The 12,635-nt window shown below is 66.5% G+C and carries 13 protein-coding genes and 1 tRNA gene; all 14 read left to right on the forward strand.

The features are described from left to right. Window positions 1–35: 35 nt before the first annotated feature. The 14 genes from secG to nuoL all read left to right on the forward strand — a co-directional run bounded on the left by secG (window position 36) and on the right by nuoL (window position 12,619). A complete protein-coding gene (gene secG / locus ACTJIL_RS03980; RefSeq protein ID WP_440754295.1) occupies window positions 36–473 on the forward strand; it encodes a preprotein translocase subunit SecG in 438 nt (145 codons plus the stop codon). 57 nt (window positions 474–530) lie between these two features. Then, a tRNA-Leu gene (locus ACTJIL_RS03985) sits at window positions 531–615 on the forward strand. A 208-nt stretch (window positions 616–823) separates the two neighbouring features. Next, entirely contained in the window at window positions 824–1,180 is a 357-nt protein-coding gene (locus tag ACTJIL_RS03990) for an NADH-quinone oxidoreductase subunit A (protein ID WP_440754296.1), read from the forward strand. After that, a complete protein-coding gene (locus ACTJIL_RS03995) occupies window positions 1,171–1,758 on the forward strand; it encodes a NuoB/complex I 20 kDa subunit family protein (protein ID WP_440754297.1) in 588 nt (195 codons plus the stop codon). Before ACTJIL_RS03990 ends, ACTJIL_RS03995 begins: the two co-directional genes overlap by 10 nt. Beyond that, on the forward strand, window positions 1,751–2,557 hold the full coding sequence (locus tag ACTJIL_RS04000; RefSeq protein ID WP_440754298.1) for an NADH-quinone oxidoreductase subunit C: 807 nt from the start codon (window positions 1,751–1,753) through the stop codon (window positions 2,555–2,557). Before ACTJIL_RS03995 ends, ACTJIL_RS04000 begins: the two co-directional genes overlap by 8 nt. After that, a complete protein-coding gene (locus ACTJIL_RS04005) occupies window positions 2,554–3,864 on the forward strand; it encodes an NADH-quinone oxidoreductase subunit D (RefSeq protein ID WP_440754299.1) in 1,311 nt (436 codons plus the stop codon). The genes ACTJIL_RS04000 and ACTJIL_RS04005 overlap by 4 nt, the downstream gene beginning before the upstream one ends. After that, the gene (gene nuoE, locus ACTJIL_RS04010) at window positions 3,861–4,388 is read left to right on the forward strand and encodes an NADH-quinone oxidoreductase subunit NuoE (protein ID WP_440754300.1); all 528 of its coding nucleotides are present in this window, start codon (window positions 3,861–3,863) and stop codon (window positions 4,386–4,388) included. Before ACTJIL_RS04005 ends, nuoE begins: the two co-directional genes overlap by 4 nt. 14 nt (window positions 4,389–4,402) lie before the next feature. Continuing rightward, window positions 4,403–5,773, forward strand: coding sequence for an NADH-quinone oxidoreductase subunit NuoF (gene nuoF, locus ACTJIL_RS04015; RefSeq protein ID WP_440754301.1), 1,371 nt, complete (start codon window positions 4,403–4,405; stop codon window positions 5,771–5,773). After that, entirely contained in the window at window positions 5,770–8,001 is a 2,232-nt protein-coding gene (gene nuoG / locus ACTJIL_RS04020) for an NADH-quinone oxidoreductase subunit NuoG (protein WP_440754302.1), read from the forward strand. Before nuoF ends, nuoG begins: the two co-directional genes overlap by 4 nt. Then, the gene (nuoH, locus tag ACTJIL_RS04025) at window positions 7,998–9,074 is read left to right on the forward strand and encodes an NADH-quinone oxidoreductase subunit NuoH (RefSeq protein WP_440754303.1); all 1,077 of its coding nucleotides are present in this window, start codon (window positions 7,998–8,000) and stop codon (window positions 9,072–9,074) included. The genes nuoG and nuoH overlap by 4 nt, the downstream gene beginning before the upstream one ends. Then, window positions 9,074–9,562 carry an NADH-quinone oxidoreductase subunit NuoI gene (gene nuoI, locus ACTJIL_RS04030; protein WP_440754304.1) on the forward strand — a complete coding sequence of 163 codons (489 nt, stop codon included), beginning with the start codon at window positions 9,074–9,076 and terminating at the stop codon, window positions 9,560–9,562. Before nuoH ends, nuoI begins: the two co-directional genes overlap by 1 nt. 7 nt (window positions 9,563–9,569) lie before the next feature. Continuing rightward, window positions 9,570–10,217, forward strand: coding sequence for an NADH-quinone oxidoreductase subunit J (locus ACTJIL_RS04035; protein ID WP_440754305.1), 648 nt, complete (start codon window positions 9,570–9,572; stop codon window positions 10,215–10,217). A 5-nt stretch (window positions 10,218–10,222) separates the two neighbouring features. Continuing rightward, a complete protein-coding gene (nuoK, locus tag ACTJIL_RS04040; RefSeq protein WP_440755837.1) occupies window positions 10,223–10,540 on the forward strand; it encodes an NADH-quinone oxidoreductase subunit NuoK in 318 nt (105 codons plus the stop codon). A 12-nt stretch (window positions 10,541–10,552) separates the two neighbouring features. Beyond that, a complete protein-coding gene (gene nuoL / locus ACTJIL_RS04045) occupies window positions 10,553–12,619 on the forward strand; it encodes an NADH-quinone oxidoreductase subunit L (protein ID WP_440754306.1) in 2,067 nt (688 codons plus the stop codon). Window positions 12,620–12,635 lie beyond the last annotated feature (16 nt).

Here is a 12,635-nt window from a genome sequence, read left to right on the forward strand (position 1 = left end):
TCCCAACCGGGAACCCACCACCCAGAGTCCTTCCGATGTTGATGTCGATCCTCAACGTGTTGTTCGTGCTGATCGCGATCGCGATGATCGCGCTGATCCTGATGCAGCGCGGCGCCGGTGCGCAGGCCGGCTCCGGCTTCGGCGGCGGCGCTTCGGCGACGGTGTTCGGTTCCCAGGGTTCCTCGAACTTCCTGTCCAAGGCCACCAAGTGGCTGGCGATCGCGTTCTTCGCGATCACCCTGTTCATGGCCTGGCACGCGACCCGCAGCGCGCAGCCGGGACAGGCGCAGCAGGACCTGGGCGTGATGTCGCAGGTGCCGGCCGCGCCCGCGCCCGCTGCCGGCGATGTCGCCGTTCCCGCAGCGCAGTCGCCGGCCTTGCCCTCGGCGCCGGCGCAGCCCGCCGATACCGCGCCGGCACAAACGCAATCACAACCACCTGCGCAGAAGCAACCGGTTCCGCAAGGCGATTGAGACACTTACAATGCCGGTGTTTCGCGGCCGGAACGGCACGCGAAAAGTGAAAGATTTGCCCAGGTGGCGGAATTGGTAGACGCACTACCTTGAGGTGGTAGCGGCTTAGGTCGTGGGGGTTCGAGTCCCCCCTTGGGCACCACAAGCGGAAGGCCTGCGCAGGGACATGCAGGTTCCTGGCCTGGGGCGGCTGTCATGGCAGCTCCCGGCAAGAACCCGTGCGTCCACGCCCGGGCTTTCCACCAACCGCTCGCTCCGCGCAGGATGCGCGCAGCGGCAAGATGGGTTCCGGCGTGCTGCGGAATCCGAGCAATGGCCGTTCACGCGGCCAGTAGCCGAGAGAAACAAGCGTGCTGGCCGAATACCTGCCGACCCTGCTGTTCCTTTTTGTTGCCACGGGCATCGGCATCGCCCTGATCGTCATCGGCAACGTGCTCGGGCCGAATCGGCCGACGGCGGAGAAGCTCTCGCCGTACGAATGCGGCTTCCCCGCGTTCGAGGATTCGCGGATGCAGTTCGACATCCGCTACTACCTCATCGCCATCCAGTTCATCGTCTTCGACCTGGAAATCATCTTCATCATTCCATGGGCCACCGTGTTCCGGCAGCTGGGCGTGCTCGGGTTGATCGAAATGGGCATCTTCGTGGGCATGCTGCTGCTCGGTTTCATCTACGTCTGGAAGAAGGGAGCCCTGGAATGGGAGTGATCCAGTCCATTCAGAAGGCTGCGGATTTCGTCAGCAATCCACTGCCGGAAGGTCGCGTCGACGACATCCTGCGGCCGGAGGGCGACAACCCGCTGACCGAACGCGGCTTCGTCACCACCAGCTCCGACGTGCTGCTCAACTGGGCGCGCACCGGCTCGATGTGGCCGATGTCGTTTGGCCTGGCGTGCTGTGCAGTGGAGATGATGCACGCCGGTGCCTCGCGCCTGGACCTGGACCGCTTTGGCGTGGTGTTCCGCCCGTCGCCGCGCCAGTCCGACGTGATGATCGTCGCCGGCACCCTGGTCAACAAGATGGCCCCGGCGCTGCGCAAGGTCTACGACCAGATGCCCGATCCGAAGTGGGTGATCTCGATGGGCAGCTGCGCCAACGGCGGCGGCTATTACCACTATTCGTACTCGGTCGTGCGTGGCTGCGACCGCATCGTGCCGGTCGACATCTACGTGCCCGGCTGCCCGCCGACGGCGGAAGCGCTGGTGTACGGCATCCTGCAGCTGCAGAAGAAGATCCGCCGCGCGACCAACTTCGGCGAGAACAAGACGGGGCAGCGCAATGGCTGAGCAACACGTCGGCCACGAGCCGGCGTCGGCGTTCGCCGATCGCCTGCGCGCGCGTTTCGAAGGCGCCGAGGTCAGCGTGGCGATGCCGCGCGGCGAAGTGGGCATCGTGTTCACGCCCGATGCCTGGCATGACGGCTGCCGCGCGCTGCGCGACGAGTTCGGGTTCGAGATGCTGGTCGACCTGTGCGGCATCGACTATCTCGGCTACGGCAGCGACGAGTGGGACACCGACGTGTCCTCGGAAGGCTTCAGCCGCGGCGTCGAGGGCAGGGGGCCGGGGCGCTTCAAGTACGGCGAACGGCCGAGCCAGCAGGCGACGCAGCCCGATGCCGTCGAGATCACGCCGGTCCCGCAGCGCCGCTACGCCGCGGTCGCGCAGCTGCTTTCGGTCGGGCACAACCGGCGCCTGCGTGCGACCTGTTTCGCCTACGACGACAGCCTCCCGGTCGTGGCCTCGGTCACCGACCTGTGGCCGGGCGCGAACTGGTTCGAGCGCGAGGCGTTCGACCTGTTCGGGATCGTCTTCCCGGGCCATCCGGACCTGCGCCGGATCCTGACCGACTACGGCTTCGTCGGCCATCCGTTCCGCAAGGATTTCCCGCTGATCGGCAATGTCGAAGTCCGCTACGACGCCGAGAAGCAGCGCGTGGTGTACGAGCCGGTCACCTCGGTCGAGCCGCGCGTCGGCGTGCCGCGCGTGATCCGTGACGACGCCCGTTACGCCACCGCCATCGGCGAAGACCACGACCTGAAGGTCCGCAGCGGCATCGGCCCGGCCGATGCAGGAGCCGCGAAATGAGCGCCCATCCGCACGTCTCCAGCAAGCCCTTCGCCAGCAACGTGGCCGAGGCGCGGCAGGAGATCCGCAACTACACCCTGAACTTCGGCCCGCAGCACCCGGCCGCGCACGGCGTGTTGCGCCTGATCCTGGAAATGGACGGCGAGGTCGTGCAGCGTGCCGACCCGCATGTCGGCCTGCTGCACCGTGGCACCGAGAAGCTCGCCGAGTCCAAGCCGTTCAACCAGTCGATCGGCTACATGGATCGGCTCGATTACGTGTCGATGATGTGCAACGAGCACGCCTACGTGCTCGCGATCGAACGGCTGATGGGGATCGAGGCGCCCGAGCGCGCGCAGTGGATCCGCACCCTGTTCGACGAGATCACCCGCCTCCTCAACCACCTGATGTGGATCGGCTCGAACGCGCTCGACCTTGGCGCGATGGCGGTGTTCCTGTACGCCTTCCGCGAACGCGAAGAGCTGATGGACGTGTACGAGGCGGTGTCGGGCGCGCGCATGCACGCGACCTACTACCGTCCCGGCGGCGTCTACCGCGACCTGCCCGAGCGCATGCCGCAGTACCGCGAGTCGAAGTGGCGCAAGGGCGCCTCGCTCAAGCGTTTCAATGCCTGGCGCGAGGGCTCGATGCTCGATTACCTGGAGGCCTTCGCGAAGGACTTCCCGGAGCGCATCGACGAATACGAGACGCTGCTGACCGACAACCGCATCTGGAAGCAGCGCACCGTCGGCATCGGCGTGATCCCGCCGGAAAAGGCGCTGGCCTGGGGCATGACCGGCCCGATGCTGCGCGGTTCCGGCGTGGCCTGGGACCTGCGCAAGAAGCAGCCCTACGCGAAATATGCCGAGGTCGATTTCGACATCCCGGTCGGCGTCACCGGCGACTGCTACGACCGCTACCTGGTGCGCGTGGCCGAGATGCGCCAGTCGGTGCGGATCATCGAGCAGTGCGTGCGCTGGCTCAAGGCCAACCCCGGCCCCGTGATGCTCGACAACTACAAGGTGTCGCCGCCCTCCCGCGGGGAGATGAAGGACGACATGGAAGCGCTGATCCACCACTTCAAGCTGTTCTCGGAAGGCTATTGCGTGCCAGCCGGCGAGACCTATTGCGCGGTCGAGGCGCCGAAGGGCGAGTTCGGCTGCTACCTGGTCTCCGACGGCGCCAACAAGCCGTTCCGCGTGCACCTGCGCGCGCCGGGATTCGCCCACCTGTCGTCGATGGACGAGGTGGTGAAGGGACACATGCTGTCGGACGTGGTAGCGATGATCGGCACCTACGACATCGTGTTTGGTGAGGTCGATCGATGAAGGCCACCGGCAATTTCGAGAATGCGCGCAACGTCGATCCGATGGTCGCGCTGTCCGACGACGTGCGTGCGCACATCGACCACTGGGTGGCGAAGTTCCCGCCGGACCGCAAGCGCTCGGCGGTGATCCAGGGCCTGTTCGCTACCCAGCAGGCCAACGGCGGCTGGCTGAGCGACGAGCTGATCGCCGCGGTCGCCAAGTACCTGGGCATCCCGCCGGTGTGGGCGTACGAAGTCGCGACGTTCTACTCGATGCTCGAGACCGCGCCCGTGGGCCGCAACAACGTCGCGTTCTGCACCAACATCAGCTGCTGGCTCAATGGCGCCGGCGACCTGGTGAAGCACGCGGAACGCAAGCTCGGCTGCAAGCTGGGCGAGTCCACCGCCGACGGCCGCGTCTACCTCAAGCGCGAGGAAGAGTGCGTGGCCGCTTGCTGCGGTGCGCCGGTGGTCGTGATCAACGGCCATTACCACGAGAAGCTCGACGCGGCGAAGGTCGACGAGCTGCTCGACGGATTGAAGTGAGGCTGGACGCAGGCATGGCGCATCATCACCCCCACGTCTCCGAAGGCTACGGCCCCGTCGGCCCCGCGCCGAAGGAGCACCAGGCCGTCTACACCACGCTGCATTTCGACAAGCCGTGGTCGTACGAGAATTACCTCAAGACCGGCGGCTACAGCGCGCTGCGCAGGATCCTGGAAGAGAAGATCCCGCCGGCCGACGTGATCGAGATGGTCAAGCAGTCTGGCCTGCGCGGCCGCGGTGGCGCGGGCTTCCCGACCGGCCTGAAGTGGAGCTTCATGCCGAAGGATTCGGGCATGCAGAAATACATCCTCTGCAACTCCGACGAATCCGAACCGGGCACCTGCAAGGACCGCGACATCCTGCGCTACAACCCGCACTCCGTGATCGAGGGCATGGCGATCGCGTGCTATGCCACCGGCAGCACCGTGGCCTACAACTACCTGCGCGGCGAGTTCCACCACGAACCGTTCGAGCACCTCGAGGAAGCCACCGCCGAGGCCTACGCCAACGGCTGGCTGGGCAAGGACATCCTCGGCAGCGGCATCGACATCGACATGTACAACGCGCTCGGCGCCGGCGCCTACATCTGCGGCGAAGAAACCGCGCTGATGGAATCGCTGGAAGGCAAGAAGGGCCAGCCGCGCTACAAGCCGCCGTTCCCGGCCAACTTCGGCCTGTTCGGCAAGCCGACCACGATCAACAACACCGAAACCTACGCTTCGGTGCCGGCGATCGTGCGCAACGGCGCGCAGTGGTTCCTTGACCTGGGCAAGCCCAACAACGGCGGCTGCAAGATCTTCTCGGTCTCCGGCCACGTCGCGCGGCCGGGCAACTACGAGATCCGCCTCGGCACCTCGTTCGCCGAGCTGCTGGAAATGGCCGGTGGCATGCGCGATGGCCGCAAGCTCAAGGCCGTGATCCCGGGCGGCTCGTCGATGCCGGTGCTGCCGGGCGAAACGATGATGCAGCTGACGATGGATTACGACAGCCTGCAGAAGGCCGGTTCCGGCCTTGGTTCGGGCGCGGTGATCGTGATGGACGACACCACCTGCATGGTGCGCGCCTGCCAACGCATCGCGCGCTTCTATTTCCAGGAAAGCTGCGGCCAGTGCACGCCGTGCCGCGAAGGCACCGGCTGGATGTACCGCATGCTGACCCGCATCGCCGAGGGCCAGGCCACGCTCGACGACCTGCAGATGCTGCGCGCTGCGGCCGGGCAGATCGAAGGACACACCATCTGTGCATTCGGCGAGGCCGCGGCATGGCCGGTGCAGGGCTTCCTGCGCCACTACTGGGACGAATTCGAGTACGCGATCGTGAACGGACGCTTCCTGGTGGATGACGAACGCGACGGCACCGTGGTGCCGAAGGCGGTGGCGGCATGAGCGCCCAGCCAGTGAATCCGAGCCTGCCGCCGGACCAGGTCACCGTCTTCATCGACGGCGTCGAACTGGCCGCGCCCAAGGGCTCGATGATCATCCAGGCCGCCGACAAGGCCGGCATCCCGATCCCGCGCTTCTGCTACCACGACAAGCTCGCCATCGCGGCCAACTGCCGCATGTGCCTGGTCGACGTGGAGAAGATGGGCAAGCCCGCGCCGGCCTGCGCCACCCCGGTGATGGACGGCATGAAGGTCGCCACCCGCAGCGAGAAGGCGCTCAAGTCGCAGCGCAACGTGATGGAGTTCCTGCTGATCAACCACCCGCTCGACTGCCCGATCTGCGATCAGGGCGGCGAGTGCGAGTTGCAGGACCTGTCGCTGGGCTATGGCCGCTCGGTGTCGCGTTTCTCCGAGCGCAAGCGCGTGGTCGCCGACGAGGACATGGGCCCGCTGGTCGCCACCGACATGACCCGCTGCATCCAGTGCACGCGCTGCATCCGCTTCACCGCGGAGATCGCCGGCACCTACGAGCTGGGCGGCATGCAGCGCGGCGAGAACCTGCAGATCGGCACCTACGACGGCAAGCCGCTGACCACCGAGCTGTCGGGCAACGTCATCGACGTGTGCCCGGTGGGCGCGCTGACCAACAAGGTGTTCCGTTTCCGCGCCCGCCCGTGGGAGCTGATCGCGAAGGAATCGCTGGGCTACCACGACGCGCTAGGCAGCAACCTGTTCCTGCACGCGCGCCGCGGCGACGTGCTGCGCGCGGTGCCGCGCGACAACGAGGCGGTCAACGAGTGCTGGCTGTCCGACCGCGACCGCTATTCGCACCAGGGCCTGCATGCCGAAGATCGTGCGGTGAAGCCGCTGGTCAAGGACGGCGACGAGTGGCGCGAGGCCTCTTGGGATGAAGCGCTGGCGAAGGCCGCGCAGATCCTGCGCGACAACGGTGCCGACGACCTGGGCATCCTCGTCCATCCGTCGACCTCGAACGAGGAAGGCGCGCTGCTCGCACGCCTGGCCGACGCGCTGGGCACAGGCAACCTCGACCACCGCATCGCTCAGCACGACCTGTCCGACGGCGCCAGCGCCGAGGCGTTCGGCATGCCGGTCGCCGAGATCGAGCAGGCCGACCTGATCCTCATCGTCGGCAGCCAGCTGCGCCATGAGGTGCCGTTGCTGCACCAGCGCGTGCGCAAGGCCTGGACGCGCGGTGCGAAGGTGCACGTGGTCAACCCGGTCGATTTCGACTTCGCGTTTGAGATCGCGGGCAAGCAGATCGTCGCACCTTCGCGCATCGCCGATGCGCTGGGTTCGGCGGCGCTGGCCGACGCATTCAAGGGCGCGACGCGTGCGGTCGTCATCGTCGGCGCGGTCGCCGAGAACGGCGTGCATGCCTCCGCGATCCGCAAGGCCGCCGCGCAGTTCGCAAGCGCGAACAACGCCGCGCTGTGCCGCATCCCGCAGGGCGCCAACGCGCTCGGCCTTGCGCGCCACGGCGTGCTTCCGGCTTCGCGCGATGCCAACGCCATGCTCGCGCAGCCGCGCGGCGCCTATGTCGTCTACGGCATCGAACCGGGCCTCGACTTCGCCGACCAGAAGCGCGCGCTCGATGCGCTCGCCGGCGCCAAGGTGGTGGCGTTCAGCCAGTTCGCCTGCCGCTCCACGCGCGCGGTCGCGGACGTGATCCTGCCGATCGGTGCGCTGCCCGAGATCGAGGCCACGCTCACCAACCTCGACGGCCGCGACCAGTTCGCGGTGGCCGCCGGCAAGCTGCCGGGCGAAGCGCGCGCCGGTTGGCGCGTGCTGCGTGCGCTGGCCGGGGAACTCAGGATTGCCGGCTTCGACTTCACCGACTTTGCCGGCCTGCGTGCCGGCCTGGCGCCACGCGACGTCGCGGTGGCGACTTCAACCGCGCCGGCGACGACGGGCGAGGGCTACGAGCTCGCGGTCTCCGAGGCGATCTATCGCGTCGACGCCGTCACCCGCCGCGCAGCCGCGCTGCAGGCGCATCCGCTGACGGTCGGGCCTCGCGTCACCCTGCATCCGCTGGATGCCGCCGCGACGGGCGTCGCCGACGGCGCGATGGCAAAGCTTTCCAACGCGTTCGGCACCGCGACGCTGCAGGTCGTGCTCGACGATCGCGTCGCCGCCGGTTCGGCCTGGGTCGAGCGCGGCTATGGCGCCACCGCGGCGCTGGCTGCCGGGGACATCAAGGTGGTGGCCGCATGAACACCGCGACCTTCCTCGCCGACCTGTTCGGGCCGCTGCACGAATGGCTGCTGTCGCTCGGTGCGATCGGGCTGGTGGCCTGGATCGTGTTGAAGATCCTCGCGATCGCCGTCCCGGTGATCCTGGCGGTGGCCTTCTACGTGGTCTGGGAACGCAAGCTCATTGGCTGGATGCACGTCCGCCATGGGCCGATGTACGTCGGTTTGGGCGTGTTCCAGGCCTTCGCCGACGTGTTCAAGCTGCTGTTCAAGGAAGTCATCCAGCCGACCAACGCGCAGCGCGTGCTGTATATCGTCGCGCCGCTGATCACGCTGGCGCCGGCATTCGCCGCCTGGGCGGTGGTGCCCTTCGATGCGCAGCTGGCCCTGTCGAACGCCAACGCCGGCCTGCTGTACCTGCTGGCGATGACGTCGCTCGGCGTCTACGGCGTCATCATCGCCGGCTGGGCATCGAACTCGAAGTACGCCTTCCTCGGCGCGATGCGCTCGGCCGCCCAGGTCATCAGCTACGAGATCGCGATGGGCTTCGCCCTGGTCGGGGTGATGATCGGCGCGGGCAGCCTGAACATGACGCAGATCGTGATGGCGCAGGCTGGCAACGGCGGCTTCACCGAATGGTTCTGGCTGCCGATGCTGCCGCTGTTCGTGGTGTACTTCGTGTCCGGCGTGGCCGAGACCAACCGCTCGCCGTTCGACGTGGTGGAAGGCGAGTCGGAGATCGTCGCCGGGCACATGGTCGAGTACTCGGGCGCCGCGTTCGCGCTGTTCTTCCTGGCCGAGTACGCCAACATGATCCTGGTCAGCTTCCTGGCCTCGATCTTCTTCCTTGGCGGCTGGCTGTCGCCGCTGCACGGCTGGGGCGTCCCGCTGCTGTCGGTCGACGGCTGGTGGTGGCTGTTCCTGAAGGTCGGTTTCTTCGCCAGCTGCTTCATCTGGTTCCGCGCCACATTCCCGCGCTACCGCTATGACCAGATCATGCGGCTGGGCTGGAAGGTGTTCATTCCGCTGAGCATCGCGTGGATCGCGGTGACGGCGTTGATGGCGTACTACGGCGTGTTCGAGGCGGGCAAGTGATGGGCAAGATCGCGTCCTGGTTCAAGGGTTTGCTGCTGCTGGAGCTGTTCGCCGGCATGTGGCTGACGCTCAAGTACCTGTTCAAGCCGAAGTACACGCTGATGTACCCGATGGAGAAGACGCCGCAGTCGCCGCGTTTCCGCGGGTTGCATGCGCTGCGCCGCTATCCCAACGGCGAGGAACGCTGCATCGCCTGCAAGTTGTGCGAGGCGGTGTGCCCGGCGCTGGCGATCACCATCGATTCCGAGCAGCGCGCCGACGGCAGCCGCCGCACCACGCGCTACGACATCGACCTGTTCAAGTGCATCTATTGCGGGTTCTGCGAGGAGTCCTGCCCGGTCGACTCCATCGTCGAGACCCACGTGCTCGAATACCACTTCGAGAACCGCGGCGAGAACATCGTCAACAAGCAGCAGCTGCTGGCAATCGGGGACCGGCTCGAAACCGAGATCGCCGAACGCCGCGCCGCCGACGCCGCCTTCCGCTGAGGACCGCATGGACTTCACACTACTTGCCTTCCTCGCCTTCGCCGTCGTGACCGTGGTCGCGGCCGGCGCGGTGATCAGCGTCCGCAGCCCGGTGCATGCCGCGCTGTGCCTGGCGCTGACCTTCTTCACGGTCGCCTGCACCTGGATCCTGGCCGACGCGGAATTCCTCGGCATCGCGCTTGTCGTGGTCTACGTCGGTGCGGTGATGGTGTTGTTCATGTTCGTGGTGATGATGCTGGACATCGACGAAGTGAAGATGCACGAAGGCTACGTGCGCTACCTGCCGGTGGGGCTGCTGGTCGCGGTGGTGATGCTGGCCGAAATCCTGATGCTGATCGGCATCAAGGCGCGCTCGACGCCGTTCGGCGTTGATCCGGCGGCCGCGGGCGGCGTGCCCAACATCGAGTGGCTGGCCGAGCGCCTGTTCACCGGTTACCTGCTGCCGTTCGAGGTCGCCGCGCTGATCCTGACCGTGGCCGTGATCGCGGCGGTCACGCTGACCCTGCGCAAGCGCGAGGGCACCAAGCACCAGGTCCCCAGCGCGCAGGCGCGGGTCAAGGCGGGCGATCGCTTCCGCATGGTGCAGATGGACGCCACCAGGCCTGCGCCCGAGGCGCCGCCGGCGAGCGGCGATGCTGGCGGGGAGGGCAAGTGATGGACATGTTCATGCAGGGGCTGTCGCTGGGCCATTACCTCGCGCTGGGTGCCGCATTGTTCTGCATCAGCGTCGCGGGCATCTTCCTCAACCGCAAGAACGTGATCATCCTGCTGATGTCGATCGAGCTGATGCTGCTCGCGGTCAACATCAACTTCGTCGCGTTCTCGCGCGACGCCGGTGACGCGGCCGGGCAGGTGTTCGTGTTCTTCATCCTCACCGTGGCCGCGGCCGAGGCCGCGATCGGCCTTGCGATCCTGGTCACGCTGTTCCGCAACCGGCGCACGATCAACGTGGCCGAAATCGACACCTTGAAGGGCTGACAGATGCCGGGCATGGAATTCGCGATCTCGAAAACGGTGCTGCTGGCGGTCGTGCTGGCGCCGCTGATCGGCGCGATCGTGGCCGGGCTGTTCGGCCACAAGGTCGGCCGCGCCGGCTCGCATTCGATCACCATCCTCGGCGTAGCCGCGAGCTGCGCGCTGTCGATCTACGTGCTGTGGCAGCTGGTCGGGCAGGGGGCGGCGCCGTTCAACGAGAACGTCTACACCTTCTTCCAGGTCGGCTCGATCGACGCCCATGTCGGCTTCATGGTCGACAAGCTGACGGCGATGATGATGGTCGTGGTGACCTTCGTTTCGCTGCTGGTCCACGTCTACACCATCGGCTACATGGCCGACGATCCGGGTTACCAGCGCTTCTTCAGCTACATCAGCCTGTTCACGTTCTCGATGCTGATGCTGGTGATGTCCAACAACTTCATGCAGCTGTTCTTCGGTTGGGAAGCGGTGGGCCTGGTGTCGTACCTGCTGATCGGCTTCTGGTTCAAGCGTCCGACCGCGGTGTTCGCCAACCTCAAGGCATTCTTGGTCAACCGCGTCGGCGACTTCGGCTTCATCCTCGGCATCGCCGGCGTGCTGTACTGGTTCGGGACGCTGGACTACGCGACGGTGTTCGCCAACGCCACCGACAAGATCGGCGGCGGCCAGGTCGTCTCGATCATCTCGGGGCACGAGTGGTCGGTGGCGACGGTGATCTGCATCTGCCTGTTCATCGGCGCGATGGGCAAGTCGGCGCAGGTGCCGCTGCACGTGTGGCTGCCCGATTCGATGGAAGGCCCGACCCCGATCTCGGCGCTGATCCACGCCGCGACGATGGTCACCGCCGGCATCTTCATGGTCGCGCGCATGTCGCCCCTGTTCGAGCTCAGCGAGACCGCGCTGAACTTCGTGCTGTTCATCGGCGCCACCACGGCCTTCTTCACCGGCCTGATCGGCATGGTGCAGAGCGACATCAAGCGCGTGGTCGCGTACTCGACCCTGTCGCAGCTGGGCTACATGACCGTGGCCCTGGGCGTGTCGGCCTACAGCGCCGGCGTCTACCACCTGATGACCCACGCCTTCTTCAAGGCGCTGCTGTTCCTGGCCGCCGGCTCGGTGATCATCGGCATGCACCACGAGCAGGACATGCGCCGCATGGGTGGCCTGCGCAAGTACATGCCGATCACCTACTGGACGATGCTGATCGGCACCCTGGCGCTGGTCGGTACGCCCTTCTTCAGCGGGTTCTATTCCAAGGACACGATCATCGAGGCCGCGGCGCACCATGCGCACGAATCCGGCAACTGGATCGCGACCTACGGCTACTGGGCGGTGCTGCTCGGCGCCTTCGTCACCGCGTTCTACAGCTTCCGCCTGCTGTACCTGACCTTCCACGGCAAGGAACGCTTCCGCGACGCCCATGCCACCGGTGGCGGACACGATGCCCACCACGACGACCATGGGCACGGCGCGCATGAGCCGCACGAGTCGCCGTGGGTGGTGACGGTGCCGCTGGTGCTGCTGGCGATCGCCTCGATCGGCGTGGGTTTCCTCACCCTCGGGCCGATGCTGTTCGGCACCGACGTGATGGGCGGCGTGAAGCAGCTGCCGTTCTTCCTCGGTTCGATCGACGTCGCCGGTCCGCGCGATGTCATCGGGATCCTGGCGGCGGAATGGCATGGCCCGGTGAAGTTCGCCCTGCACGGTTTCGTCGCGCCCGCGTTCTGGCTTGCGTTCGCCGGCTTCGTGGTGGCGACTGTGATGTACCTGCTAAAGCCGGAATTGCCGGCGAAGGTGGCGCGCGTGCTGGCGCTGCCGATCCGCGTCCTGAACAACAAGTACGGAATGGACGACCTGTGGATCAAGGGTTTTGCCGGCGGCAGCATGCTGCTGGGCAAACTGTCGCGCCGCAACGACGAGAAGGTGATCGATGGTGCCTTCGTCAACGGCAGCGCGCGTCTCGTCGACCTGTTCTCGGGCGTGCTGCGGCGCACCCAGTCCGGACTCCTCTACCACTACGCCTTTGCGATGATTCTCGGCCTGATCGTGCTCCTGGCCGCGCTCATCCGCTATTGGCGCTGACCGCCACGGATAAGAA

The organism is Luteimonas sp. 22616 (assembly GCF_052044325.1).
GTDB lineage: Bacteria > Pseudomonadota > Gammaproteobacteria > Xanthomonadales > Xanthomonadaceae > Luteimonas.